This is a genomic window from Pseudomonas inefficax, from assembly GCF_032164165.1.
GTDB classification, from domain to species: Bacteria; Pseudomonadota; Gammaproteobacteria; order Pseudomonadales; family Pseudomonadaceae; genus Aquipseudomonas; species Aquipseudomonas inefficax.
Genome location: NZ_CP134401.1, coordinates 4,972,079 through 4,998,234 on the forward strand (window position 1 = coordinate 4,972,079; position 26,156 = coordinate 4,998,234).

19 protein-coding genes and 1 pseudogene are annotated in these 26,156 nt (G+C 64.1%); 19 read left to right on the forward strand and 1 reads right to left on the reverse strand.

Annotated features, from left to right (window positions below):
- Positions 1-200: 200 nt before the first annotated feature.
- From RIN61_RS22405 to bcsC, 9 genes are read left to right on the forward strand one after another with little or no spacing between them, the layout of a single operon-like run.
- Entirely contained in the window at positions 201-1,691 is a 1,491-nt protein-coding gene (locus tag RIN61_RS22405; protein ID WP_112254273.1) for a BcsE family c-di-GMP-binding protein, read from the forward strand.
- On the forward strand, positions 1,688-1,873 hold the full coding sequence (gene bcsF, locus RIN61_RS22410) for a cellulose biosynthesis protein BcsF (protein WP_112254272.1): 186 nt from the start codon (positions 1,688-1,690) through the stop codon (positions 1,871-1,873). The genes RIN61_RS22405 and bcsF overlap by 4 nt, the downstream gene beginning before the upstream one ends.
- A complete protein-coding gene (gene bcsG, locus RIN61_RS22415; RefSeq protein ID WP_207879963.1) occupies positions 1,866-3,482 on the forward strand; it encodes a cellulose biosynthesis protein BcsG in 1,617 nt (538 codons plus the stop codon). Before bcsF ends, bcsG begins: the two co-directional genes overlap by 8 nt.
- On the forward strand, positions 3,479-3,697 hold the full coding sequence (gene bcsR / locus RIN61_RS22420; RefSeq protein WP_112254270.1) for a cellulose biosynthesis protein BcsR: 219 nt from the start codon (positions 3,479-3,481) through the stop codon (positions 3,695-3,697). The genes bcsG and bcsR overlap by 4 nt, the downstream gene beginning before the upstream one ends.
- Positions 3,694-4,401, forward strand: coding sequence for a cellulose biosynthesis protein BcsQ (gene bcsQ, locus RIN61_RS22425; protein ID WP_112254269.1), 708 nt, complete (start codon positions 3,694-3,696; stop codon positions 4,399-4,401). The genes bcsR and bcsQ overlap by 4 nt, the downstream gene beginning before the upstream one ends.
- Positions 4,398-7,007: a UDP-forming cellulose synthase catalytic subunit gene (gene bcsA / locus RIN61_RS22430; RefSeq protein ID WP_313854191.1), complete on the forward strand. Its 2,610-nt coding sequence runs from the start codon at positions 4,398-4,400 to the stop codon at positions 7,005-7,007. Before bcsQ ends, bcsA begins: the two co-directional genes overlap by 4 nt.
- Positions 7,004-9,286 carry a cellulose biosynthesis cyclic di-GMP-binding regulatory protein BcsB gene (bcsB, locus tag RIN61_RS22435; protein ID WP_207879967.1) on the forward strand — a complete coding sequence of 761 codons (2,283 nt, stop codon included), beginning with the start codon at positions 7,004-7,006 and terminating at the stop codon, positions 9,284-9,286. Before bcsA ends, bcsB begins: the two co-directional genes overlap by 4 nt.
- Positions 9,286-10,401, forward strand: coding sequence for a cellulose synthase complex periplasmic endoglucanase BcsZ (gene bcsZ / locus RIN61_RS22440; RefSeq protein WP_112254266.1), 1,116 nt, complete (start codon positions 9,286-9,288; stop codon positions 10,399-10,401). The genes bcsB and bcsZ overlap by 1 nt, the downstream gene beginning before the upstream one ends.
- Positions 10,389-13,910 (forward strand): cellulose synthase complex outer membrane protein BcsC, encoded by a 3,522-nt coding sequence (gene bcsC, locus RIN61_RS22445; RefSeq protein ID WP_313854194.1) that lies wholly within the window; start codon positions 10,389-10,391, stop codon positions 13,908-13,910. The genes bcsZ and bcsC overlap by 13 nt, the downstream gene beginning before the upstream one ends.
- Before the next feature lie 61 nt (positions 13,911-13,971).
- On the opposite strand, the gene RIN61_RS22450 is transcribed toward bcsC, so the two are convergent.
- Complete coding sequence (locus RIN61_RS22450; RefSeq protein WP_112254264.1) at positions 13,972-14,889, reverse strand: LysR family transcriptional regulator; 918 nt, start codon at positions 14,887-14,889, stop codon at positions 13,972-13,974.
- A 121-nt stretch (positions 14,890-15,010) separates the two neighbouring features.
- Here RIN61_RS22450 and RIN61_RS22455 point away from each other — a divergent pair, with 121 nt between their 5' ends.
- The 10 genes and pseudogenes from RIN61_RS22455 to RIN61_RS22500 all read left to right on the forward strand — a co-directional run bounded on the left by RIN61_RS22455 (position 15,011) and on the right by RIN61_RS22500 (position 26,064).
- On the forward strand, positions 15,011-15,769 hold the full coding sequence (locus RIN61_RS22455; RefSeq protein WP_112254263.1) for a 5-oxoprolinase subunit PxpA: 759 nt from the start codon (positions 15,011-15,013) through the stop codon (positions 15,767-15,769).
- A 90-nt stretch (positions 15,770-15,859) separates the two neighbouring features.
- Positions 15,860-16,747 (forward strand): 5-oxoprolinase subunit B family protein, encoded by an 888-nt coding sequence (locus tag RIN61_RS22460; RefSeq protein ID WP_112254262.1) that lies wholly within the window; start codon positions 15,860-15,862, stop codon positions 16,745-16,747.
- A complete protein-coding gene (locus RIN61_RS22465; RefSeq protein ID WP_112254261.1) occupies positions 16,744-17,715 on the forward strand; it encodes a 5-oxoprolinase subunit C family protein in 972 nt (323 codons plus the stop codon). The genes RIN61_RS22460 and RIN61_RS22465 overlap by 4 nt, the downstream gene beginning before the upstream one ends.
- Before the next feature lie 181 nt (positions 17,716-17,896).
- Entirely contained in the window at positions 17,897-18,028 is a 132-nt protein-coding gene (locus RIN61_RS22470) for a hypothetical protein (protein ID WP_313854200.1), read from the forward strand.
- Positions 18,029-18,040: 12 nt separating this feature from the next.
- Positions 18,041-18,769: pseudogene (gene icmH, locus RIN61_RS22475) on the forward strand (type IVB secretion system protein IcmH/DotU); the annotation flags it as partial.
- A 15-nt stretch (positions 18,770-18,784) separates the two neighbouring features.
- Complete coding sequence (locus RIN61_RS22480) at positions 18,785-20,863, forward strand: type VI secretion system Vgr family protein (RefSeq protein WP_313854202.1); 2,079 nt, start codon at positions 18,785-18,787, stop codon at positions 20,861-20,863.
- A complete protein-coding gene (locus RIN61_RS22485; RefSeq protein ID WP_252379472.1) occupies positions 20,863-21,786 on the forward strand; it encodes a hypothetical protein in 924 nt (307 codons plus the stop codon). The genes RIN61_RS22480 and RIN61_RS22485 overlap by 1 nt, the downstream gene beginning before the upstream one ends.
- The gene (locus RIN61_RS22490) at positions 21,783-25,001 is read left to right on the forward strand and encodes a T6SS effector BTH_I2691 family protein (protein ID WP_313854205.1); all 3,219 of its coding nucleotides are present in this window, start codon (positions 21,783-21,785) and stop codon (positions 24,999-25,001) included. Before RIN61_RS22485 ends, RIN61_RS22490 begins: the two co-directional genes overlap by 4 nt.
- Positions 24,998-25,810, forward strand: coding sequence for a DUF6708 domain-containing protein (locus RIN61_RS22495; RefSeq protein WP_313854207.1), 813 nt, complete (start codon positions 24,998-25,000; stop codon positions 25,808-25,810). Before RIN61_RS22490 ends, RIN61_RS22495 begins: the two co-directional genes overlap by 4 nt.
- Complete coding sequence (locus RIN61_RS22500; RefSeq protein ID WP_046613925.1) at positions 25,807-26,064, forward strand: PAAR domain-containing protein; 258 nt, start codon at positions 25,807-25,809, stop codon at positions 26,062-26,064. The genes RIN61_RS22495 and RIN61_RS22500 overlap by 4 nt, the downstream gene beginning before the upstream one ends.
- Positions 26,065-26,156: the final 92 nt, after the last annotated feature.

Below are 26,156 nucleotides of genomic sequence, written 5' to 3' on the forward strand. Positions count from 1 at the left end.
TTAACAAAACTTTGCAATTTATTACATTTCCGCTTGATTTCATTTTGCCTTGATGCTGTAGAATTGACGGGTTTTTATGTTGCTTGCTTGATTCGTCGTTTTTTTGACGAACATCATGAAAGCTCAGCGGCAGATGAGTCAAAGTTACCCTTCAACCCGCTTCAATTTACTTTTGCAGGGCCAGTGTTTTGACGAATGGAATGCCGTGGTTGGCTATTTCGGGCCTGGGCGCCGAAAGCAGCCAGCTTCATGTACAAGGACTGTATTGGTTGGCCTGTGACAGCGCAGAAGACGCCACCTTGCTATGCCGCCAAGTAATCGGGGGGTTGCCCGAGCATGTTCGGGCAGCCCTGGTCGCCGATGCACAAGCCATCGGCGAGGTGCTGGGTGCGCTCGATACCGCGCAGGGTCCCGGCGAACTGGCGCTGTACGAAGCCAACATGCAAGCCGTCCGGCACCTGGTCGACGACCTGCCGCGTATCGACGCCGCCGGGCGTGTGCTGGTGCTGCGGGCGCCCGCCGACGTCTGGGGTACCGGCAACGTCGAACGCTGGTGCAACGCGCTGCGCCCGGTCTTGTTGGCCGAGGCCGCGCTATTGCTGGTCATCAGCAGCGGCCAGAGCGCCGGGCTGGTAGAGCGCCTGCGTGCGTTCAACCAGGGCGTCGATGGCCTGGCCCAGGTTTACCGCGGCAAAGGCGGGGTGCGCTACCTGCAGCATTTCTGGAGCAACCCGCTCGGCAAGACCGGTACGCTCGACGTGGAGCTGACGCGGCTTGAAGCGGGCTTCGCCGCCACCGGGGCGCCGCAGGCCCCCAGCGATACAGGTGGCGACGAGCTGTTGTACCTGGCCCAGCGCCCGGTACTGGAAGGTGCCCCGGCCTTCTCGGAGCACTGGCAGGTCTGCGAGAGCCTCGAGGAACTCGGTGCCAAAGCTGGCAGGGCGGTTTCCGCCACGGTCATCTTTGCCATGGACGGCGGACAGCGCCTGGATAGCCTGGCGCGTCAGTTGCACCGCTTGCGCCAGTTGCGTGGCAATGCCCTGAAGCTGGTGGTGCGCGAGATGGCACCGACCCTGCGCTACCAGGATGAACAGCTGCTGCTGGCTTGCGGGGCCAGCCAGATCGTGCCGTTCGGCGCCAGCCTTTCGCGCTTCCTGACCATGGTCGAGAGCATCCAGGGTTACCTCTGGCGCCGGCGCCTGCCGAGCGATTTCGATGCCTTGCTCGCACGCCTGCGGCCGCTGGCCATCTGCGGGCTGGTGGCGCCGCGCGCGTTCGCCGAAGCCGTGCAGACCATGTGGCACGGTGTGCGCAACGGCGAAATCGCCCACCAGTTGCTGGTGTTGCGCCCGGCCCCTGGCCTGACCCCGCTGCAAGCCTGCTCGCGCACGGTGTTCCGCCGCGACGGCGACATCGCCTGCGTGGTCGGCGAGGTGCTGTTCCTGTTCCTGTTCGCCTGCCGCTCCGAAGGCGTCGAGCAAGCGCTTGACCACATCTTCCAGTTGTCGTGGAAAGAACTGTTCATCAGCCAGGAGGTGCTTGCCGGTGTCGACAGCCTGGCCACCCCGGCCTTCCTCGACGACAACGTGCCACAGCCACCCCGGCTCGACGCGGCGGCGCAGCTGCCCGCCCAGGCGAGGCCGGCCCTGGCGCCGCGCCGGGTCGCCCTGGGCAAGCGGGGTACAGCATGAACTTCGTGCAGCTGCTGCAAGTGGTCGGCATCACGGCGCTGGTGACCTTGGCGCTTGCCCTGCTGCTGTTGCGCCTGCGCGCCACGCTGCGTGGCTGGTTGCGCCGCCGTCTTCCACCCCGTTACCTGAAACCGCTGGGCGTACGCCACCGCGTTGCACGCCAGGAACCCCGTAATGACTAATGCATCCGCCACCCTCCCGGTACCGGCCCGCTGGCCTGGACTGGGAGGGTGGAACCTCTATTTCCTGGCCAAGTTCTTGCTGGTCGCCCTTGGCATGCTCGACTTCCAGGCGCTGCCGAACCTGTTGTTCGCCGCGTTTCTGCTGGTGCCGTTGCCAGGCAGGTGGCTGCGCGTTGCGCGGCAACTGGTGGCCGTACCGGTTGGCATCGCGTTGTTCTACCAGGACACCTGGCTGCCTCCCTTCAGCCGCCTGCTGGCGCAGCCGGGGGTGTTCGATTTCTCGTGGGACTACCTGCTCGAACTGCTCGGCCGCTTCATCAACTGGAACCTGTTGGGCGCGCTGGCGCTGTTGCTGGTGGGTTACCTGTACCTGCGCCATTGGCTACGGCTGAGTACCCTGAGCCTGCTGGGGCTGGCGTGGCTGGCGGTCGGCGGCCTGCCAGCGCTGGGGCGCGATGCGAGCCAGGCGCCTGGTGCCGCGGCTGTCACCACCGAACAGGCGCAGGCCACCGCGGTGGCCGACAATGCCACGCTCGACAGCTGGCTCGAGCGGTTCTTCGCCAGTGAGCGTGAACGGGTGACAACATTCCCGGCCATGAAGGCCGATGAACAGCCGTTCGACCTGCTGGTGATCAACATCTGCTCGCTGGCCTGGGATGACCTGTCCGCCGTCGGGCTGCGTGACAACCCGTTGTTCTCGCGCCTGGACGTGGTCTTCGACCAGTTCAACTCGGCCACGTCCTACAGCGGGCCAGCCGCCATCCGCGTGCTGCGTGCCAGTTGCGGGCAGTCGTCCCACGCTGGCCTGTACCAGCCCGCCCCGGAGCAGTGCCTGTTGTTCCAGAACCTGGCCAGGCTGGGCTTTCAGAGCAACACCTTGCTCAACCACAGCGGCCGCTTCGACAACTTCATCGGCGACATCACCCAGCAGCACATGCCTCAACCCGGCCTGCGCAACACCGACTTCCCGCGGGCACTGGTCGGCTTCGACGGCTCGCCGATCGCCAGCGACCTGGAGGTGCTGCGCCGCTGGTGGGGGCAGCGCAAAGGTACGCCGGCCGAGCATGTGACGCTGTTCTACAACAGCATCAGCCTGCATGACGGCAACCGAATCGTCACCGCCGACGGCGGTACCCGCGTGGCCGACTACGCCACCCGCGCCACCCGGCTGTTCGGCGAGCTGGGCAGCTTCCTCGATGAACTGGAGCGCAGCGGCCGTCGCGTGGTCGTGGCCATTGTCCCGGAACATGGCGCTGCGCTGCATGGTGACCGCATGCAGTTGTCGGGCATGCGTGAAATCCCCACCCCATCGATCACCCATGTGCCGGTGGGCCTGAAGTTCATCGGCATGGGCCAGCCTGCCCGCAGTGAACCGCTGCGCGTCTCGGCACCCACCAGCTACCTGGCGCTGTCCGAGCTTATCTCGCGCGTGTATGCGGGCCTGGGCCAGCAGCAGGTGCTGGATGTGCCCAGCCTGCTGATTGATCTGCCGACCACCGAACAGGTCGCGGAAACCGCAGGTGCGCAAGTACTGAGCTACCAGGGGCGCGCCTACATGCGCCTGCAAGGCCAGCCCGACTGGCAGCCTGTCCCGAAGGAGCGCCCATGATCACTGGCAAGGCAGACCCAGCCGACCGCAGCGACGATATCGCCCAGTTGCGCCAGCACCTGGACATGCCGGACCTGAACTACCAGGACATCTCGTTGCTGGTGGGTGTCCAGCAGGCCTTGCAGCGTTGGCCGTTGCTGGGTGAAAGCTGCCGAAGCAGTGCCTTGGGCACCTTGTACCTGGCGGCGCCGCGCCGCGAGGTGCTGTCACCATGACCAGCCTGTCGTTGCACGGGGTTCGCGGTGGCCTGGGGCGCAGTGCTTTGCTCGCCGCGCTGGGGCATGCGTTGCAGGGCGTAGGTGAGCGGGTGCTGCTGGTCGACCTGTGCCCAAGCAACCTGCTCGGCCTGCATTTCAACCTGCCCTTGGACACGCGCGAGGGCTGGGCGCTTGCCGAGCGGGAAGGGCGCCCCTTCAGCGATGCCATGTATGAAGTGCTCGATGGCCTGTGCCTGATACCGTTCGGCAATCTGCCTGCCGGCACGCGGCCGCCCTTGCCCGACGCTGAAGCCTGGCGTGCTCGCCAGGCCGAGCTGGCGGAACACTTCGACTGGTTGTTGTTCGACCTGCCGCAGCTGCCGGCCGATGCCGCTGGTCAAAGCGTCGAGACCGATGTGCGGGTGTTGGTGGCCGAGGCCGAAATGGCCAGCCATCTGCTGCTGGGGCGCCGGCAGGTCGAGCGCTACGACCTGCTGCTGGTCAACCGCTACGACCCCGCCAGCCGCTTGCAGAGCGACCTGTTGATGGTGTGGCGCGACCTGTTCCGTGATCGCCTGCCGATCCAGGTGGTGCACCGCGACGAGGCCTTCCTCGAGGCCCTGGCGTGCAAGGCACCGCTTGGCCACTACGCGCCGCACAGCCTGGCTAGCCGGGACGTGCAGAGCCTGGCGGTACGCTGCCTGACGAGGCGCCAGCCGTGACCCTGACCCCACTGTCGGCCTACGCCTGGTTCCGCACACGCGGCGCGCGGCAGCCAGTCGCATGGCTGTTTACCCTTGGCGTGTGGCTGGCCTTCCTGTTCCTGCGCCTGGAGTCGCCTGCCTGGCAAGCCCTGCTGGCCGAGCGGCAGCGGCTGTACCCGCAACTGGCGGGCAAGCGCCCAAGCCTGGGCGACCCACTGCGCTTGCTGATCCAGAGCCTGTGGCTGCTGGTGCGGCGCCAACCGCAGCCTCGCGAACCGGGGTTTGCCCGCCGTGCCTGGGGTGCAGTGCGTGCGCAGCTGCGCGGTGTGCGCCAGGTGCTGCGCCGTTACCATGGCCTGCTGATCGACCGCCTGCAGCAATTGCCTGCGCGCTATCGCGCCAGCGCGTTCAAGCAGCAAGCTTCGGCACGCCTGCGCGGCTTGAGCGTGTTCGCCCGGTGGGTTTTCTACAGCGTGCTGACCCTGGGCGCCATCGGCCTGGCCGTGTTGTGCGTGACCGAACCGTTCGGCTACCTGGCGCAGCTGGTGTTCATCTGCCTGCTGCTGGGCATCGCCCTGCTGGTGCGGCACATGCCGGGACGCTTCCCGACCCTGATGCTGATCGTGCTGTCGACCCTCATCTCCTGCCGCTACCTGTGGTGGCGCTACACCTCGACCCTGAACTGGAATGACACCACCGGCCTGGTGTGCGGGTTGGTCCTGCTGGCAGCAGAGACCTACTCGTGGTTCGTGCTGATCCTGGGCTACATCCAGACCTGCTGGCCATTGCAGCGCAAGCCGGCGAACCTGCCGGCAAATCCGGCGCACTGGCCGACCGTCGACCTGATGATCCCCACCTACAACGAAGACTTGTCGGTGGTGCGCACCACGGTGCTGGCTGCCCTGGGCCTGGACTGGCCGCGCGAGTGCCTGCGCATCTATATCCTCGACGACGGCCGGCGCGAGGCCTTCCGTGCGTTCGCCGACGAAGTGGGGGTGGGCTACATCGTGCGGCCGGACAACAAGCATGCGAAGGCCGGTAACCTCAACCATGCGCTGGGCGTGACCGACAGCGAGCTGATCGCCATTTTCGACTGTGACCACGTGCCGGTGCGTTCCTTCCTGCAAATGACGGTGGGCTGGTTCCTCAAGGACCCGAAGCTGTCACTGGTGCAGACGCCGCACCATTTCTTCTCGCCCGACCCGTTCGAGCGCAACCTGGGCTCGTTCCGCCGTCGACCCAATGAAGGCGAGCTGTTCTACGGCCTGATCCAGGATGGCAACGACATGTGGAACGCGGCGTTCTTCTGCGGCTCGTGTGCCGTGCTGCGCCGTAACGCGCTGGAGAGCATCGGTGGTTTTGCCGTCGAAACCGTGACCGAAGATGCCCATACCGCCTTGCGCATGCATCGCCAGGGCTGGTCATCGGCCTACCTGAGCATTCCGCAGGCCGCCGGCCTGGCCACCGAGAGCCTGTCAGCGCACATCGGCCAGCGCATTCGCTGGGCCCGTGGCATGGTGCAGATCTTCCGTACCGACAACCCGCTGTTCGGCCGGGGGCTGAGCCTGTTCCAGCGGGTTTGCTATGCCAACGCCATGCTGCACTTCCTGGCCGGCCTGCCACGGCTGGTGTTCCTGACCGCGCCGCTGGCGTTCCTGTTGCTGCATGCCTACATCATCTACGCCCCGGCGCTGATGATCCTGCTGTACGTGCTGCCGCACATGATCCACGCCAGCCTGACCAACTCGCGCATGCAGGGCGAGTACCGGCAGACCTTCTGGGGCGAGGTCTACGAGACCGTGCTGGCCTGGTACATCGCCCGCCCGACCACGGTCGCGCTGTTCGCGCCGAAGAAGGGCAAGTTCAACGTCACCGCCAAGGGCGGCCTGATGGCGCAGGAGCAGTTCGACTGGCGCATCGCCCAACCCTACCTGTGGCTGGCGGCGCTCAACGTGGCCGGCCTGGGCTTCGCCGTGTGGCGCCTTTTCACCGGCCCGGCGGCGGAAATCGGCACGGTGATCGTCAGCTCGCTGTGGGTGGTCTACAACCTCCTGATCATCGGCGCCGCCGTCGCCGTGGCCGCCGAAGTGCGCCAGGTGCGCCGGGCCCACCGGGTGCAGATGCGCTTGCCGGCGGGGCTGGTGCTGGCCAGCGGTCATGCCTTCCCCTGCACCCTGGTTGACTACTCCGACGGCGGTGTCGGCTTGCAATTGCACCGGGGCCTCGAGTTGCAAGCGGGGGAGCGGGTGCGCCTGCTGCTCGACCGCGGCCAGCGCGAGTTCGCCTTCCAGGCCTGCGTCACCCGCACCGTAGGCCAACACGTTGGCCTGGTGTTCCACGACCTCAGCCAGCAACAGCGTATCGACCTGGTCCACTGCACCTTTGCCCGCGCCGATGCCTGGCTTGGCTGGAACGAGCAGCACGAGGTCGATCGCCCGCTGCGCAGCCTGATCGACGTGCTGAAGCTGGGCGGTGTCGGTTACCTGCGGCTGGTCGAGCACTTGCCGCCATGGGTGGGTGCGTGGCTGCGCCCACTGCACGCACTGGCGAACTGGCTGGCCAGCTACAGGCCCCGCACACCGCGGCCTGTCCCTTCCTTGAACCTTGTTGATCGAGACGCATGATGACTGGTTATCCCGCGCGTACCTGGGGCCTGGCGATGGCGCTGCTTGCTGCCTTTTCGCAGAGCGCCGCTGCCGCCTCTGTAGCCCCGCTTGCCGAGCCAGCCGTACCAACGGTACCGAACTGGCCGGTTGCGAAAACCTTCGAGCAGCTCGGGCATGCGTCCGACAGCCTGCTGCTGGGCGTGCGCAACAGCGAGCATGTCGAATTCGGCCTGCGGCGTGACCGCCTGGCCACCGAAGCCAGCCTGCAGCTGGACTACACGCCATCGCCCGCGCTGTTGCCGAACCTGTCGCACCTGCGCGTGTACCTCAATGACGAACTGATGGGCGTGGTACCGGTGGAAAAGGACCAGCTTGGCCAGCGCGTGCGCCGCCAACTGCCGCTGGACCCGAAGCTGCTCAGCGATTTCAACCGGGTACGCCTGGAGTTCGTCGGGCATTACACCGACATCTGCGAAGACCCTGCGCACAGCGGCCTGTGGCTGAACCTGAACCGCAAGAGCCAGGTGCAGCTGCACGAACAGGCCCTGGCCCTGGACAACGACCTGGCGTACTTCCCGCTGCCGTTCTTTGATGTGCGCGATACCGGCAAGGTAACGCTGCCGGTGGTGTTCAGCGGCGTGCCGAGCCTGGGCGAGCAGCGTGCGGCAGCGATCCTGGCGTCCTACTTCGGCAGCCAGGCCGGTTGGCGCAAGGCGACGTTCCCGGTGCTGTACGGCAGCCTGCCGGCGCGTGGCGACCAACCCACGCCGAGCATCGTGTTTGCCAGCAACGACCGTCGCCCGGCCTTCCTTGCCGACCTTCAGCAATTTCCGCCGGTCGACGGCCCTGTACTGCAAATGATCGACCACCCGGACGACCGCTTCAGCAAGGTACTGCTGGTGCTGGGCCGCAACGACGATGACCTGGTCAAGGCCGCCTCGGCGCTGGCGGTTGGCAACAACCTGTTCCGCGGTGCCCGGGTGAAGGTCGAGCAGATGACGGCACTGCAGCCGCGCCAGCCTTACGATGCGCCGAACTGGACACGCACCGACCGGCCGGTCCGTTTCGCCGAGCTGCTCGATTACCCCGAGCAGCTGCAGGTCAGTGGCCTGCAACCGCGGCCGGTGACGCTGGAGCTGAACCTGCCGCCTGACCTGTTCGTCTGGCGCAACCAGGGCATTCCGCTGCGTACGCTGTACCGCTACACGGCCCCGGCAGTAACCGACGAATCGCGCCTGAGCATCAGCGTCAACGATCAGTACATCACCAGCATGCCGCTGGTGGGCAACGACCGGCGCGGTGGTACGCTCGAGGAAATGCGCCTGGCGGTGCTGTCCGGTGACAACAGCGCATTGACCGAGAAGTCGCTGGTACCGGCGTTGAAGATCGGTGACCGCAACCGCTTGCGCTTCGATTTCAGCTTTGCCAGCACCCTGGGCAGCGGCCAGCGCGACCGTTGCCAGACCTCGTTGCCAGTGGATGTGCGCGCGGCGATCGATGACAACTCGACCATCGACCTGTCCGGTTACCATCACTACATCGCCATGCCCGACCTGCGCGCATTCGCCCGCAGCGGCTTCCCGTTCAGCCGCATGGCCGACCTTTCCGAAACCCTGGTAGTCATGCCGGCCAAGCCCACGGCGATGCAGGTGGGCACCTTGCTCGATGCGGTAGGCGGGCTGGCCGGGCAGATCGGCTACCCGGCGCTTGGCCTGCGGCTGATCGATGACTGGAAGCAGGCCGCAGCGGCCGATGCCGACTTGCTGCTGCTCGGCAACCTGCCCGAGGCGTTGGGGGACGCACCCGACCTTGGCCTGCTGCTCAGTGCCCAGCGGGACTGGCTGCTGCAGGGCCGTAGTACCGGGCTGCCGGGCAGCCAGCGTTTCGATACCGAGCCGGTGGCCGCCAGCAGCCGTGTGGCAGTCAGCGCGCAGGCACCGATTGCCGCCATCACCGGGCTGAAGTCGCCATTCCACGAGCAGCGCAGCGTCGTCGCCCTGGTGGCCAACAGCGACAATGACTACGCGTTGCTGCGTGATGTGCTCGGCGATGTGGGCAAGCTCGATGCGGTGGCCGGTTCGGTGACGCTGGTGCGCAGCAGCGGTGTCACCAGCCAGTTCGTGGGCGAGCACTATTTTGTTGGCGCGCTGCCGTGGTGGCTGCTGCTGTGGTTCCACCTGTCCGAGCACCCGGTGCTGCTGGCGGCGATCGCGGCCATTTGCGTGGTGCTGTTCGCCTTCCTGTTGTGGCGGGCACTGCGCTGGGCAGGCAAGCGCCGCCTGGGTGAGGCGGGGTGATGAAGCGTCAATTGCTGGCAGGGCTGGTGGCCTTGGGCCTGCCCGTTATCACGAGTGCCGCACCGGCTTGCAAATGGCCGGCCTGGGACAGCTTCAAGGCCGAACTGGTGAGTGTCGACGGTCGGGTCATCGACCCGAGCGACGAGCGCCTGATCACCACCTCGGAAGGGCAGAGCTATGCGCTGTTCTTCGCCCTGGTGGGCAATGACCGGCAAGCCTTTGCGCAGTTGCTGCGCTGGACCGGCAACAACCTGGCGCAGGGCGACCTGGCCCGGCATCTGCCCGCCTGGCTGTGGGGCCGTAACGGCCAGCAGCAGTGGCAGGTGCTGGATGCCAACAACGCCAGCGATGCCGACCTGTGGATTGCCTACAGCCTGCTCGAAGCCGGGCGGCTGTGGGACGAGCCGGCCTACACGCAGCTGGGCCAGCGCCTGTTGTGGCGTATCGCCGCGCAGACCGTGCGCAAGCTGCCGGGCCTGGGGGTGATGCTGCTGCCTGGGGACTACGGCTTCGAGGATGCCCGCGGCGCCCGCTTGAACCCCAGCTATTTGCCGCTGCAGTTGTTCGATCGCTTCAGCCTGGTCGACCCGCTCTGGGGCGAACTGGCGGCCAACACGCGGCGTTTGTGGCTGGCTTCGTCGCCAAAGGGCTTTGCCCCGGACTGGCTGCTGTGGACGCCAGCCGGTGAGCTGGCAGCGGACCCGCAACATGGCAGCGAAGGTGACTACGACGCCATCCGCGTCTACCTGTGGGTCGGCATGCTGGCCAAGGACGCGGCGGGGCGTGCCGAGCTGGTGGCCCACTATGCCCCGATGGCGGCATTGACCGCTCGCCAGGGGCTGCCGCCAGAACAGGTGGATGCGCACAGTGGTGTCGCCAGCGGCCATGGCCCGGCAGGTTTTTCTGCGGCATTGCTGCCGTTGCTGGCGGCGTCGCCGGAGCATGTCGCGGGCCTGGCGGCCCAGCGTCAGCGCTTGCGCGAGCAGCCCGTCGAAGCCAAGGCCTATTACAGCCAGGTGCTGGCACTGTTCGGCCAAGGCTGGGACCAGGGCCGTTACCGTTTTGACCCGCATGGCCGCCTGTTGCCGGCCTGGAGTGCGCCATGCAGCGAATGATCGGCATGCTGATGCTGGCGGCCGTGACCTGCCAGGCCACGGCGCAACCCAAGGATGCCGGCGAACAGCGCCAATGGCTGCTGGACCAGGTGCGTCGCGGCGAGGCGCTGCATCGTGACGACCTGGTGCGCGATGCACTGGGGCGGCTGCAATTGCTCGAGCCGCGCAACCCGGATGTGTTGCTGGCGGCCCTGAGCCTGGCATTGCGCGAAAAGAACAGCACCGAGGCCGAGCAGTTGAGTGCGCGGATCAGTGCCATCGCGCCTGGCAGTTTGCAGGCCCGCCAGGCCAGGCGCCTGCTCGAGCTGCAGCATCCGGAGCGCGCTCGGCAGTTGCAGCAGGCCCGCCTGCTGGCGGTAACCGGGCGCAATGAAGAGGCGCTGGCAGCCTATGAACAGTTGTTCGCTGGCGAACCGCCAAGCCTGGAATTGGCCCTGGACTACTGGCGTGTGCGCGGCAACCTCCCAGGCCAGCGCCCCGAGGCAATCAGGCAGTTGCAGCAACTGGACCGGCAGTACCCGGGCAGTGCCGGGCTGCGCCAGACCTTGGCCGGCTGGCTGTTCGCCGAAAATCGCGACCGCGAAGCCTTGGCCTTGCTCGACCAGCTGTCGCGCGACCCTGGCGCACGGGATGCCGCAGCCCAGCGCGAGTTCGACTATCTGTCCGGGCAAGCGGTGAGCGCTGCCAGCGCGGCGGCCTGGCAAGCGTTTCTCCAGCGTTACCCGGCCTCACCGTTGCTGGCACAGGCCAGCGAGACCCTGCAACAACAGCGCAAATTGCTGGCCGACCCGTCCTGGCAGGCTGGCCAGCGGGGCTTGGCATTGCTCGACAAGGGCCGCAACGCTGAAGCCGAAGCACAACTGCGCCGGGCGCTGCGCCAGTATCCGGATGATGCCAGCCTGCAGGGTGCACTGGGCTACGCGCTGATGCGCCAGAGCCGCTACGAAGACGCCAATGCAGCGTTCCGGGCGGCGAGCGCCACGGAGCAGGACACCTACTGGATCAGCCAGTGGAAGGACCTGGAGTCGTCCAGCCAGTATTGGGCCCTGCTCAGCAAAGGGGAGCGGGCACTGCAGGCGAAAGACATGCGCGCGGCCCGCGCCTTCTACCAGCAGGCACGCCAGCAGCGCCCGAAGGAGGAATACGCTTTGCTGGGCCTGGCGGATGTCTCGCTGGCCGAGGGTGATACAGCGGCCGCCGAGCGGCAATTCCTGCAGGTTCGGCGCATGGCACCGGAAAACGAAAGTGCCGTGCGCGGCCTGGTGCGTGTGTACCAGGCGCAATCGCCCGACAAGGCGCGGGCGTACCTGGACAGCCTGTCGCCTCGCCAGCAAGCGCAGTTCGCCAGCCTGCGCCGTAGCCTGGAACTCGCACGCCTGCGTCAGCAAGGTGACCAGGCCGTGCAGCGCGCGGACTGGGCGGCGGCCAGCCAGGCGCTGGGCCAGGCCACGGCCTTGGCCCCCGATGAGCCCTGGCTGGTCTACCAGTTGGCCAACAGCCTGCGCCACCTGGGGCGCAGCGCCGAGGCTGACGCGGCATTCGCCAGGATCGTGCAGCGCCAGCCGGGCGACCCATCTACCCGCTATGCCCATGGCCTGTTCCTGGAGTCCAGCGACCGCGATGCACTGGCCCTGGACAGCCTGGGCGCGGTGCCGCAGCGCACCTGGAGCGCTGACATGCATGCATTGGAGCAACGTATCCGCCGTCGCATGACCCTGGCCTCGGCGCAGCAGCTGCAGGCACAAGGCCGCACGGCTGAAGCGACCCGCCTGCTCGAGGCCAGCCTGGCGCGTGGCGAAGGCAGCACCGACGACCTGATGCTGCTGGCTGACTGGGCGGCGGCCAATGGTGAGCCTGGCAAGGCGCGCGGTTATTACCAGCGCGTGCTTGCCGTGCAACCTGGGCAACCCCAGGCGCGCCTTGGCGTGATCGAAAGCGCGGTGGCCGAAGGCAACCTGGCACAGGCTCGGCACATGCTGGCTGTGCAGGTACCGCAACTGGCTGCCGATGACAGCAACGCCCAGCGGCGCCTGGCGGCTGTCTGGGTCGCCTTGGGCGAACACGACCAGGCGGCCAGAATGCTCGACCAGATCGCCGCGCAGCAGCCTCGCCCCGATCCGTTATTGCGGCGCGATGCTGCCCGCCTGGTGGCGCAGGATGAACCGCAACGGGCACTGGACCTTTACGCCGCAGCGATGGCCGATGCGCAGTTGCTCGAGCGTGCTGCCGTGTCGCCACGGGACGACCGTGCACTGACGCTGGCCAGCCGTGAGCAGGATGATGACGACTGGCTGGCACGCAGCCTGCGCAGCGATGTCGATGCACTGTATCGCCAGCGCAATACCCATGTGACGCTGATGCACGACTACGGTTGGCGTGAGGACGACGGTACGCCGGGCACATCCGAACTGAGTACCCAATCGACCTTGCTGCATGTCGATACCCCTTGGCAGGACGGTACCGCCTTTGCGCGGGTGGAGCGCCTCGGCATGGATGCGGGGTCGTTCGAGCAGAACGACCAGGGGCGCTATACCCCGGATTTCGGCAGCTGCCAGTTTGTTGGCAGCACCGCTGACGGAAAGTCGCTCCCCGCGTGTGAGGGCGGTTCGCAAACGGCGGACGGTAGCGTGCTGGCGCTGGGCTGGCAGGGCAGCCGCTGGGCCTTCGACCTGGGCACTACACAGGGCTACGCGATCAACAACTGGTTGGGTGGCGCCACGGTAAACGGTGACCTTGGCCAGGTTGGCTGGTCGCTGACTGCTTCGCGGCGGTCGATGAGCAACTCGCTGTTATCCTTTGCCGGAGCACGTGACCCGCGGACGGGCGTGCGCTGGGGCGGGGTCACGGCCAATGGCGCCACGCTCGGCCTGAGCTGGGACCAGGGCGGTGACAATGGCGTCTGGGCCAGCCTCGGGCACCACTGGTTGTATGGCGAGAATGTCGCCGACAACCAGCGCACCCGGGCCATGGCTGGCTGGTACCACCGCGTGGTGGAAAAAGCCGACGAGCGTGTGCGCGTGGGCCTGACGCTGATGCACTGGCGTCATGACAAGGACCTGGGCGGCTACAGCCTGGGGCAGGGCGGCTACTACAGCCCGCAGCGCTACGCATCGGTTGGCGTGCCGGTCAGTTATGCCTGGCGCAACTACGACTGGTCGGTGCTGCTGGAAGGCTCCGTCAGCTGGTCCCAGGCCCATAGCGGCCGCAGCCGGCTGTATCCAGACACGCACCTCAACCGCAAGTTGATGGATCGATTTGATGTTGAAGATTCGAACATCGATGCGGTGGGCGAAGCCAGCGACAGCAGCGGGCTGGGCTACCGCCTGCGCGGGCTGTTCGAGCGGCGCTTGAGCGACCATTGGGTGTTGGGCGGCGGCTTCGACTGGCAGCACAGTGATGACTATGCGCCTAGCCATGGCATGCTCTACCTGCGCTATCTGTTCGAGCCGTGGCGGGGCAACCTGGCGTTGCCGGTGACACCGCTGGAGCCCTATAGCGAGTGGCGTTGACTCCGAATGCAGGCGCTGTGTGCGGATTCACCCGCGAAGAGTCGCGCCTGCAGGCGGACGGTCAGCGCCGTGCCGACAACTGCTGCGGCGCCAGGAATGCATCATGGAAGTAATTGCGCACAGCCTGCATCGCCGGGCTGAACGCCCGTTCCCGATGCCAGGCCAAGCCAACGCTCATCGGCGTCACCGGGTCGCTGATGGTCACCGTTTCGATGCGCTTGCCCTCCAGCGACCAGGGCCGGTGCACCAGGTCCGACAGGATCGCCACACCGCTGCCATTGGCGACCATGCTGCGCACTGCCTCCACCGAACTGGTCCGCACCCGCACTTTCGGCCGCTGCCCGGCCTGTTCCCAATAGCGCATGGCGCTTTGCTCCGCCTCATCCACGGTCAGCAGGATGAACGGCTCGCAGGCCACATCAGCCAGGCTTACCGCCGAGCGCTCGCACAGCGGATGGTGGCCGGGCAGCCATAGGCGCCGTTCAGAGTTGAACAGGGTTTCCGAGACGATGTCCGGGTGGGTGAGGTTGGCGGTGAGCACCACAGCCATATCGAAACGCCCCTCCAGCAAGCCTTGTTCGATGGCGCTGCGCTCCTGCTCGAACAGCTCCAGGGTCACGTCCGGGTGCCAGTGTTCCAGCCGCTGCAGGTGATGGGGCAAGAAGTAGCCGATCACCGTATAGCTTGCCGCCAGGCGCAACAGGCCACTGGCGCGCACATCCGGCAGCGGGCTGTTCAGTGCGTCGTCCACGCTGCGCAGGATCACGTAGGCGCGGTTCAGGAAGTGCCGGCCGGCCTCGGTCAGGCTCATGCCCTGGGCCGAGCGCTGGAACAGCAACATGCCGAGCATCGCCTCCAGCTCCTTGATCGCCGTGGTGACCGCAGATTGGGAAATGTTCAGATGAATCGCCGCCTGGGAAATCTGGCCGATCTCGGCGGTGGCGACGAAATAGCGGACCTGGCGCAAAGTCAGTGACACGGTAGGCTCCCGGGGTATCTGATTTTCAGAAGACACCCTATCTGTTTATAAATCTTCCCAAGGGGGGTGCGCAGAATCTAACGTGGCTTGCATGTGGTCACAAGCGCCAGGAGAGACAGTCATGCAGGTGGTGGATTTCAACTCGGACATGGGTGAGGGGTTCGGCCCGTGGACCATTGGCGACGGCGTCGACAACGAGCTGATGGGCTATATCAGCACGGCCAACATCGCCACCGGCTTTCACGCTGGTGACCCCGGCACCATGCGCCGCACCGTCGAGCGGGCCAAGGCCCTGGGCGTCGCCGTGGGGGCGCACCCTGGGTTCCGCGACCTGGTCGGCTTCGGCCGCCGGCACATCAATGCCCCGGCCCAGGAACTGGTCGACGACATGCTCTACCAGCTCGGCGCGCTGCGTGAAATTGCCCGCGCCCAGGGTGTGCGCCTGCAGCACATCAAACCGCACGGTGCCCTGTACATGCATCTGGCGCGTGACGAAGAGGCTGCACGGTTGCTGGTGGAAAACCTGCGGGTGATCGAGCCTGAGCTGCTGTTGTACTGCATGCCGGGTTCGGTGATCTGCCGCATTGCCCAGGACCTTGGCCAGCCGGTAATTCGCGAGTTCTACGCCGACCGCGAATACGACCTGAGCGGTTCGATCGTGTTCACCCGAAATGTGCGGGGCCATGAGCCCAAGGCGGTCGCTGAACGGGTGTTGCGCGCTTGCCAGCAAGGCGTGGTGCGCACGGTCGAGGGGCAGGACCTGGCCATCGAATTCGACTCCATCTGCCTGCACAGCGATACACCAGGGGCGCTCGACCTGGTCGAGGCCACGCGCATGGCGCTGGATGCTGCCGGTATCGTGGTGCGAGCACCACGCTGAATCCGTGGGGCCTCTGGCAGGTATACGCCGGGGCCCGTGCAATTTGCTTTCGCCTGCCTTTCTGTAAAGACTCCAAAAAAAGGAACAGTCATGGCCGAACCGCTCGCTTCAACCCCTATCCGCTACAGCTTTGGCGCCGACGAGCACCTGTTTGCCGAAGTCAGCGAGAGCATGTCGCTGGAGGCCTTTTTCAAGGGCATGGCCGTCACCCGCGCGGTGGAGCGGCTGGCCCTGGATGGCGTGCTGGATGTATGCCTGGCCAACGCCTCATTCCAGATTCGCTTCGACCCGGACCGTATCGCGCCGCAGGCGCTGCTGGCGGCGGTGCGCGGTGCCGAAGCGCAGGCGGTGGCCGAGCGCTCGTTGCAGACTCGGATCATCGAGATACCAGTGCTGTACAACGACCCCTGGACCCATGAAACGCTGATGCGTTTTCGTGACCGCCACCAGGACCCGGGCAGCACCGACCTGGAGTACGCCGCGCGGGTCAACGGCCTGGCCGATGTCGAGGAGTTCATTGCCGCGCACAGCGGCGCGCCGTGGTTCGTGTCGATGGTCGGGTTCGTTGCCGGCCTGCCGTTCATGTTCCAGATGGTCGAGCGCGAGCGGCAACTGCAGGTGCCCAAGTACCTGCGCCCGCGTACCGACACGCCAAAGCTCACCCTTGGCCATGGCGGCTGCTTCGGCTGCATCTATTCGGTGCGCGGGGCAGGCGGCTACCAGATGTTCGGCGTCACCCCGGCGCCGATCTACGACCCGCAGCAGACATTGAACTACCTGAAGGAGCACATGGTGTTCTTCCGCCCGGGAGACATCGTGCAGTTCAAGCCCATCGACCGCCACACCTACGACCAGGCGGTGGCGGATGTCGAAGACGGCCGTTTCGACCTGCGCATTCGCCCGGTGGAATTTTCCCTGGATGCGTTTCTCGCCGACCCGGTCGGTTATCCACGGGCTCTGCAGGAGGTGCTGGCATGATCAAGGTACTCAAACCCGGCCTGGCCACCTCGGTGCAGGACCTGGGTCGCGAAGGCTACTACCATCTGGGCATCCCGCCATCCGGCGCCCTCGACCAGTACGCGCTGAGGGCGGCCAACCACCTGGTGGGCAACCCGGCCGGCAGCGCCGGCCTTGAGTGTGCGCTGGTGGGGCCGGAGCTGGAGTTCCAGCAGGATGCACTGGTGGCGGTTTGCGGTGCGCAGATGCCGGCCTTGCTCGATGGCCGCGAGCAACGCCCGGACACGGCGTTTGCCGTACGTGCCGGGCAGGTGTTGCGTTTCGGCTTCCCTACTGCAGGTGCCCGGGCCTACCTGGCGGTGGCCGGCGGTATCGATGTACCCGAGGTGCTCGGTAGCCGCTCCACCTATGCGTTGGGTGCATTGGGTGGCTTCCATGGGCGCAAGCTGATGGCGGGTGACCTGTTGCCGGTCGGCATGCCCAGCGGCAAGACCCGCGCCGGCGCGAGCCTGCCAATGGCCTTGCGCCAGGCCTTGGGCGGCGAGGTGGTACTGCGGGTGGTGCCGGGGCTGTATTTTCATCGCCTTACGAAAGCTGCAGCGCAAAACTTTTTCACCGAAGCCTGGACGGTCGGTTCCGAGGCAGACCGTATCGGCTATCGCTACAAGGGCGGCAGTGCCTTGAGCTTCCAGCCACGGGAGCAGCCGTTCGGAGCCGGCTCGGACCCGTCGAACATCGTTGACAGCTGCTACCCGATCGGTTCGATCCAGGTACCCGCGGGGCTGGAGCCGATCATCCTGCACCGTGATGCGGTGTCGGGTGGTGGCTACGCCATGATCGGCACGGTGATCAGCGCCGACCTGGACCTGATCGGGCAGATGCAGCCCAACCAGCAGGCGCGGTTCCTGGAGGTCAGCCTGGAGGACGCACTGGAGGCTCGGCGCTCGTACAAGAAGAAGCTGGGTTGCCTGGCCAGGTTGTTTGGCTGATTGATCGGTTGCGGCGCTGCGCCGCCCACACATGGGCTGGCGCAGATTCCGGCATTGCAGCGTCCAGACAAGCCAAAAGGCGAAAATTCCTACAACGTTTTGGGAAGCCCCAAGCTCCTCGAAGAATCGATTCCCCGATAGTGTTCATGTCTTCAGCCTACTGGAAGACAAGGACCTCTTCATGCCCGGCCCATCTGCTGTTCGTCCTGGAAAATTCCAGACCGCCAACGCTGCCCATGACGTAACCGAAAGCAGCCTGCATGCCATCCTCGATGTCCAGGAGGGCACCGATTCACCCTATCCGCCCGGTTAGGGCAGGTGCGCAGATAGTGAGGGTTATCCAGCCGACCCGGACTTCCAGCTTCGCGGCGGCTTCGCCAACCTGATGCTTGACGCGGCCAACCCGCTGTTCGGCCTGGCCATTCGCCTGCAAACGCTGGATGACCTACCCAACATCGAACAGGTGCACAAGGCCCTGCAGATCCAGGTCAGCGCCATCCGCGACGAAATACAGCAGCACGGTTACTCCACTGTGCACCTCGAAGCTTATTCCTATGCCTTGTGTCTTTATCTGGACGAGACCGTGATGAGCCGCCCCTGGGGGAACAATTCATGCTGGAGCCACGAACCGCTGCTCAGCATCTTCCATGACGAAACCCAGGGTGGCGAGAAGATCTTCGTGTTGCTGGAGCGCTTGATGCAGTCGCCCAAGGAGTTCCAGGATGTGCTGGAGTTCCTGTACTTCTGCTTTTGCCTGGGCCTGAAGGGCAAGTACGCCCTGGACCCGAAGTGCGATGAAATCATCAATGCCCTGATCTCGCGAATGCACAAGGTCATTCGTGAACTGCGCGGCCCCACGCCGCAATTCGCGGGCGATCCGTATACCAACGTGGTCCACCGTCCCCACCGCATGCTGCGCCGGGAATGGCCCTGGTGGAGCCCGTTGGTGATCTCCGCCATCGCCATGGTCTGCGCCTACTGCTACTACAGCTACCGCCTGAGCTTGATTACCGCCGAAGTGCTGGAGTCGCTCAACGGCATTTTGCAGCAGTAGCAGGGGGGGATCCGCATGCCTGGCCAATCCGATTTGCGCTTCACCTTCCAGCCGCTGGCTGGCCAGAGTGACTTCGAAGTGGTTTCGTTCGAACTCGACGAAATGATCAGCTCACCGTTCCAGCTGAAGCTGGAATTGATCAGTTTTGAAGACGAGGTCGACTTCGGCCAGTTGCTCGACAAACCGGTGCTGTTCACGATCTGGCGCGGTGAGCGCCCCCTGCGCTACGTGCATGGCCTGGTCAGCAGCTTCAGCCAGGGCGAGACGGGGTTCTATCGCACCCGTTACCGCGCCCTGGTCGAGCCCGTGCTGGCCCGTGCCGGCTTGCGCTCGAACTGGCGCATCTTCCAGCAGAAAACCGTACCGCAGATTCTCGAACTGATGCTCAGGCGCCAGGGCATTGCCCGTTTCGAAATCAAGAGCATGGGCGAGCACCAGGTGCGCGAGTTCTGCGTACAGGCCGGTGAAACGGACCTCGACTTCATCGCCCGCCTGGCGGGTGAAGAGGGTTTTGTCTATCGCTTCGAGCACACACCGAAACACCACCTGCTGGTCATCACCGACCGGCTGCTGGCGCTGGGGCAGATCAGCCGAGGCGCGATCAAGGCCGACGACGAGGATGAAGACTTCTTCGATGAAGACGACATCGGCCCCGACCAGGTGCTGTACCGCGCCAACAGCGGTGGTGACCAGGCCAGGCCTTGCCTGCGCCGCCTGCGTTACAGCGAACAGGTGCGCACCGCACGCCAGGTGCAGCGGGACTACACCTTCACCAACCCGCAATACCGGCAGGAACACCGCGCAAGTGACAGTGGCATCACCCATCAGTCCCGGGACTATGAGCGCTTCGACTACCCCGGCCGCTACAAGCGCGATGCGGTCGGTGTGCCCTTCACCGCTACCCGCCTGACGGCCCTGCGCCATGACGCCCGTATTGCCGAAGTCGAGGGTGACGATATACGCCTGCAACCGGGGCTGAGCTTTACCCTCATCGAGCATCCGCGCAAAGACCTCAACGCCCATTGGCGCGTAATGCGTGTACGTCACGAGGGCAGCCAGTTCACCAGCCTGCAAGAAGAAGCTGCCGGGGCCGAACAAGGAACGCGCTACTCGCAGGAAGCCGTGCTGGTGCCCGGTCGGATCGAATGGCGACCGGCGCCATTGCCCAAACCACGCATCGACGGCCCGCACATGGCCACGGTCGTCGGGCCGCCCGGGGAAGAGATCTACTGCGACGAGTGGGGCCGGGTCAAGGTGAGCTTCCCCTGGGACCGGGAGAGCGAGAACAACGAGTTCAGCTCTTGCTGGGTGCGCGTGTCACAGGGCTGGGCCGGCGGTAGCTGGGGCTCGATGGCTATCCCACGCATCGGCCAGGACGTGATCATCCAGTACGTCAACGCCGACCCCGACCAGCCGATGATCACCGGGCGTACCTATTGCGGAAACCAGCTGCCGCCGTACGACCTGCCCGAACACAAGACCCGCATGACCATCAAGAGCCAGACCCACAAGGGCGATGGCTTCAACGAGCTGCGCTTCGAGGACGAACTCGGCAAGGAAGAAGTGTTCATCCATGCCCAGCGGGACCAGAACAATGTAGTCGGTAATGATGAGACCACGCGTGTGGGGCGTAATCGTGTCGAACAGGTTGGCAACGATGAGCACTTGAATATCGGCCATGACTTCCACCAGGAAACCGGGCGTGACCATACCCAGCTCATCGGGCAAACCTGCCGCGTGGATATCAAGCATGACCTGATCGAGAAGATAGGCAACGATCGTAGCGAATCAACAGGGGCCAATCACCAGGCCTTTGTCGGAAAGGACGCCGAACTTGTCGTCAAAGGTGCACAAAAGGTCACGGTCGGGCAGGGCATGGAGCAACATACGACGATCTATCAGGTGCGCGCCAGTGAGCGCATCGAGTTCATGACCGCGGGCGGCAGCATTGTACTGGATGGGCAGGGCATCACCATCAATGGGCTGAAACTCGACCTGCTGGGGCAAACCAGCGCGGCTGCGTCAGGGGCTGGAGGCAGCCAGCCACTCGAGCTTGCGCCTGACGCCAGCAACAAGTGCGAGGCCAAGGTCTGATGCGCACTGATAACCTGGCCAGGCTCATCGAAAGCCACCATGGGGAGCACTTGTACTGCCACGTGCTGATAGATCCGCTTGCCACTGCTCACAAAGGCGATCACGCCGTACTTGCCCCGCTGCGCAATGCCCTGGGTGAGCAGGCATTGACCCGTGTGCACCGGGCCGACCTGGCCCACGCCCCTCAACTGCATCCTGTACTGGCCTGCCTGGCTTCGCCCGGAACGCTCCCCAGTCGCGGTCTGCTGGAACTGACCGCCCGGGCAGCGCAGAGGGCGCTGTTTCAGCAACGGCGTTACCTGTGTGGCTGGCTGTTCAGCGAGGCGTCTTCGGCCACTGTCGCATCCCATCTCACAGCCTTGTGCCGGCTACCCGATTCCAATCGGGAGTTCGGCAGCTACCCGGTCTACGAACCCGTGCGCCTGGAGTTGCTTGCAGCGATGTTCGAGCGGCTCGAACAAGGCCCATGGTGGCCGATCAGTGACTGGTTGTTCCTGAGTAGCGGTGGACGGTTGGCAAGCCTGAAAGGGCAGAGCGGGCGGCGACACCCTTTGCCGGCACCTGCGCGGCGAATTCAGGATGACGTGGGGCTGATCGAACGTGTGCTGGCTACCTGGAGAGTGTTGCGGGTGGGTTCGCACCATGTCGATCAGTGTCAGATTCCAGCGTTTGCTGCGGTGCGTGCTTCGAACCATGTCGATGATGCACGCAGGTTGGGCCTGAGCGAGAGGGAGGACATCGTGGCTTTCGCTCTCCATCACCTGTGCATTCACCCCAGGCTGCATACCGTACCTGCGGTAAGCGAAATGGTCGACGCAGCAGCCAGAGGCAGGGCCCCGCTTGCCGCGTTGCTTGCGCGCTACTCCGAGGCGCAATGGCGCCAACTGATCGAATGCCTGCCGAAGTCCGAGAGTCGCTTATGACCATCAGCCAACGTATTGCCATTGCAGTCGCCGAAGCCGCGCTGCCGCACGACCAGTGCATGTCCTGCGAGCGCCAGGGCCTGCCGATCCTGCCGCTGCGTCGCGCCCTGGTGCCGGATACCCGCCCCGAGTGTGTCTCCACCGTCGCGGATAACCGGCATATCTCGACGAAGATAGGTGTGCGCACCTTGCGCATGGGCTACCTGTATGTGCTGCTCGACCAGCAGGTCTGGCATGCCTATGCCGTCAGCGAGCAGGGTCACCTGCGCCGCTTCAACCCTTACGAGCCGCCAGACGGCCCGCCATCGCCGCTGCCCGAAAAATGCGTGAACGCAGACCACGACATTCCTTCGGCCTTTCTCAACATCGATACCAGCAGGTACACCAGTGCCTGGCTGGCCTTCTCCAGCGATCCTTGGCCGGTCAGTGTGCTGAACGCCTACAAGAGCGGCGCATCGCCTGCGCATCGCTTCGAGGGCCTGGACCTGATCCAGGCGCGCAGCAATCCCGAGCTGCTGGGCATTGCCATGACGCCCGATAAGCTTGGGGTCGACCAGCAGGTATTCGAGTACGCCCAGCATGGCTGCGCCCCCTTCGACAGTGCGCATGGTTTCCACAGCCGCTGGCTGCGCCGGTTCGCCCTGCGCGGCTATCTGGTCAATGCGATCAACCGGCACCAGCTGGAAAACGGCGTGCTGGCAGTGGTGCTCGACGACACCGTCGGGCTGATTCAGGAGTACAACCATCAGCGGCTGAACTGGGTGGTGAAACGCCAGGTGTGGCGGGAAGACCCCATGCGCGCCTATCAGCTGCAGACCTCGCAGATCCTGCAGATCATTCGTGTCACGCACAGGGAGTGGGCGGCGCAGGAGGTGCCGTCGCTGGAGCCAATGACTGGCGATGGGCCGCCAGCGTTCGTCGAGCCGACAGTCGAGCGGCAGCGGTTGGTCGAGCGTGCGCAGCAGGAGAGTGACGAGCGGCTTGAACAACGCTACCACGAGCCGCAGCGGGCCGCGTTCCAGGCTGAATACGACCAGCAGGAACGTGAGTTTCAGCGCTACATCGACAAGGATGCGCAGGCGTACGTAGCCTTGTTCGATACGCCCATGTTCAAGCTGGCCGAGGCGTACGACTACGACGGTAACGATCGTGAGTCCGGGGTGGCCTACGCCAAGACCATGGCCCTGTGCCTGGGTGGTGGCGTTACCGAAGCTGTCGTCCCCCGCCTTGAACCGCATGTTCCCGCTTCCGGCACCAGCGAACTGCTCTGGTTGAAATGGCTGCAGGACCCGGACAGCCCGCCCTACCGCGCGTTGTTGATGCGGGATCGCTCTCTCCTGGCCGGGCTGCTGCCCAGTTTCTCCGCCACAGAAGCGATCAACTGGAACGACAGTGACAAGCTCTACGGCATGCTGAGCAAGATCATCGCCAGCGATGACGCCGGCTTGCGCATGCGCAATACCCTCAAGCAGGCCATTGCTGAAACGCAGAGCGCGCTCAATGCGGCCAGTCAGCGGCTGGCGCCCTGTCTGTCGCCTGGCATTCAGAAGGCCGTGCGGCATCTGAACAGTGCCACGCAGTTTCTCTACAACGGCGTGCACCTGATCGAACTGGAAGTGAAGATGAAGCTGGGCGAGTACTACGCCTTACAGAGTGCGCACCTTCGGGAGTTGCAGCACAAGGCCAATGCGTCGATCGCCGAGGCGCGGGACCGGATGCGCCGCAATATCGATGACTTCGAGTTTGGCTCGATGAAGGCCATGCGCAAGGTGCGGCCGATCATCCAGCACGGGCTGATGAGCCTGGCTGTGCTCGACCCGCGGTTCACCAACACCATGATCACTGTGACGGTGTGGGTCGAAGGGAAGGCTGAGGAGGTGCATGGGCGGTTGTTCCAGGAAGCCAACATTGGCGTAACGCAGGCGAGCAGTGCGGCGCAGCTTGCCTTGGTGGATATCTCGGTGGCAGCGGGGACGTTGGAAGCCGATGCGCGCAAATTAATGCAGGGAATGAAGATCACGTCGCAGCAGGCGGCCCGATTGGTTAGAACCGGTTTTTCCGGGTTGCGCGGGATTGCTGGCAGCTGGGAGGTTCTGCTGGCGATAGGCGGGTTGTATTTGCAACAGGACAGCCTGGGCAGGAATCAGGAAAAGGCGGAAACGGAGATTGGGCCCAAGGCGTATGAGGCCAAGTTGGCGTTGCAAGGATCGTACTTGGGAGTGTTGGGAGGGCATACCGAACTGGTTGGGCTCATTTTGAGATCAAGTGCTGGTCCACTGAATTTGACTCGGGCAAAGAGTGTCGCAGCCACTGGGGAAGTCTTGATAAGGCTTGGTGCTTTGGTGAGTTCGGTTGCAGGAGTCTTTGACGCGGCTCAAGCAATCAATGCGGCCAGGCGAACTGCCGCTGCGGGTGATGATGCCGCATACCAGCGACATCTAATTTCGGCCGGTTTGTATGTTATTGGCACTGTCGCTTTCGGATTCGCAGTACTCAATCCCTTGGTTATCGGCCCGCTGGGATTGGCGATCGCCCTCACGCTTGCTGCTTATCAACTAAGCAAACGCGCTCAGGAAAATGAATCAACTGATCTGGAGCGCTGGGTAAGGCGGTGCTGCTTTGGAAAAGCAGACGAAAAGCCGACCATTCATTGGAATGTTCCAGAACAAGCGGATATCGCTTTTGCCGAACTCAATGCTGCCACGCTAGGCGTTCAGGCGAAGTTGAATTTTGAGTCGCGCTTGGCAACTGATCCAGGGCTTCCGAAAATCGGTGGCTTGATTAGCACGGAAATAATTAAGGAACTGAAATTCTTGATCGCTTTGCCTATATACGACGAACGTTCTTCGGGATATCGCTGGAAGTTGATTGCGCATCGTCACGGTGACGGTAATCACCCTGATTACATTGGCGGGGAAACTATTGCTTCGGGCAATTTTTTTGCGAGCTCTGAAGAATTCCTCTCGCCGTCCTCTTCATTTTCGAGCTTCGCGCCTCCACGAATACCCGACCACGACTGCAATTATTCAATTAGCGAGAAGCGAAAACCTTATTCTACTGAACTCAGCCAGTTAGAGATTTCGGGCTCGATAGCGCTCATGGCGACTATAGGAAAACACACAATTGAGGCAGCTACGCTGTTGGTCATGTACTGGCCGGATCGGAGCCTGCCAAGTGGGTACGTTGAGGTTTGTGCCAGGGAGGTTAACGAGTGAAACGTGATGGTAAAGTTTTGTGGGAGCACGCTTTAGGCTGGAGCCATGACCTTCCGAAAGTAAATGAGGTACCAAAATGGCGTAACGTGTGGGCGAGTGTCAAGCCTGCACCCAATTATTTCGATGATGTATATCTCGAATTACCACGGAGCAGCACCCTCCTTCGAGGTGTTATATTTTTGATTGGAGTTCCGGGTTTGCTATTTGCTCTGGGAATTACGCTTTACTTATACTGGATCCTTTTGCATGGCAGTTGGCCGCGCGACTGGCTTACAAACATATCAATAGCTCTTCTTCCGGTAGCATTATGGGCTTTGATTCCCTATGTCAGACTTGATCTGGTTACGCCTAGAGATGAACCAATTCGCTTCAATCGACTTCGCCAAAAGATATATATTTATGAGTTTCGATATGACCGCATATTCATCTTCAGCCGCAAACGCTGGGGCGTCAAACCGATCGCCTACAACTGGGACGACGTGACCGCCGAAGTCTACCGAGTCTACGCCCCCGGCCACGGTGGCCTGATCGAGAACGTCATGCTGTCGATCCGCAACCCGGAAACCAACGAAGTCATCGACCGTGTATTCTTCACCCACAACCTCTACCAAGGCGAAGCCTACTGGGCTATCGCCCGGCTATTCATGCAGCAAGGCCCCGAAGCCCTGCCGAAATTCGTGCACCCACCGCGCGACTGGAACGATGACGATGGCCTCAGCCACATGCACTGCCTGGCGCCGAAGGTTGATTGGCCTGAGGAAATGGACCGTGAATCGCGTACTGGGCCATCAGAAGGAGAAGCTCAATGAACCCTGTCGTACTTGTAGGTCATCGACATGTCTGCCCGCTACATGGCACCAACCAGGTGGAAAGCGGCAGTGCCACGTACACCTTCAATGGCAGGGCGGTTGCCAGGGTGGGGGATCGGACCACGTGCGGCGCTGTGATCGAAAGTGGGGCTGAGCATTTCCTGATCGAAGGCGCGGCCGTGGCGCGTAAAGGTGACAGGACGGATCACGGGGGTGTGCTGGACGAGGGCGATGCCGGGTGGCTGCTGGATTGATCAAATGCCTCTTGTGCAAGATCGGGCCTGCAGGGTACGTGCACCGCTTGTGAGTTCACTTCCCTGGGCAAAAGCGCAGCCCAATGGGTTTG

Bases quoted from the DNA above. Each gene is read 5' to 3' on its own strand.
- RIN61_RS22405 (WP_112254273.1), top strand. From the start codon at position 201: ATGCCGTGGTTGGCTATTTCGGGCCTGGGCGCCGAAAGCAGCCAGCTT.
- bcsF (WP_112254272.1), top strand. From the start codon at position 1,688: ATGAACTTCGTGCAGCTGCTGCAAGTGGTCGGCATCACGGCGCTGGTG.
- bcsG (WP_207879963.1), top strand. From the start codon at position 1,866: ATGACTAATGCATCCGCCACCCTCCCGGTACCGGCCCGCTGGCCTGGA.
- bcsR (WP_112254270.1), top strand. From the start codon at position 3,479: ATGATCACTGGCAAGGCAGACCCAGCCGACCGCAGCGACGATATCGCC.
- bcsQ (WP_112254269.1), top strand. From the start codon at position 3,694: ATGACCAGCCTGTCGTTGCACGGGGTTCGCGGTGGCCTGGGGCGCAGT.
- bcsB (WP_207879967.1), top strand. From the start codon at position 7,004: ATGATGACTGGTTATCCCGCGCGTACCTGGGGCCTGGCGATGGCGCTG.
- bcsZ (WP_112254266.1), top strand. From the start codon at position 9,286: ATGAAGCGTCAATTGCTGGCAGGGCTGGTGGCCTTGGGCCTGCCCGTT.
- bcsC (WP_313854194.1), top strand. From the start codon at position 10,389: ATGCAGCGAATGATCGGCATGCTGATGCTGGCGGCCGTGACCTGCCAG.
- RIN61_RS22455 (WP_112254263.1), top strand. From the start codon at position 15,011: ATGCAGGTGGTGGATTTCAACTCGGACATGGGTGAGGGGTTCGGCCCG.
- RIN61_RS22460 (WP_112254262.1), top strand. From the start codon at position 15,860: ATGGCCGAACCGCTCGCTTCAACCCCTATCCGCTACAGCTTTGGCGCC.
- RIN61_RS22465 (WP_112254261.1), top strand. From the start codon at position 16,744: ATGATCAAGGTACTCAAACCCGGCCTGGCCACCTCGGTGCAGGACCTG.
- RIN61_RS22470 (WP_313854200.1), top strand. From the start codon at position 17,897: ATGCCCGGCCCATCTGCTGTTCGTCCTGGAAAATTCCAGACCGCCAAC.
- RIN61_RS22480 (WP_313854202.1), top strand. From the start codon at position 18,785: ATGCCTGGCCAATCCGATTTGCGCTTCACCTTCCAGCCGCTGGCTGGC.
- RIN61_RS22485 (WP_252379472.1), top strand. From the start codon at position 20,863: ATGCGCACTGATAACCTGGCCAGGCTCATCGAAAGCCACCATGGGGAG.
- RIN61_RS22490 (WP_313854205.1), top strand. From the start codon at position 21,783: ATGACCATCAGCCAACGTATTGCCATTGCAGTCGCCGAAGCCGCGCTG.
- RIN61_RS22500 (WP_046613925.1), top strand. From the start codon at position 25,807: ATGAACCCTGTCGTACTTGTAGGTCATCGACATGTCTGCCCGCTACAT.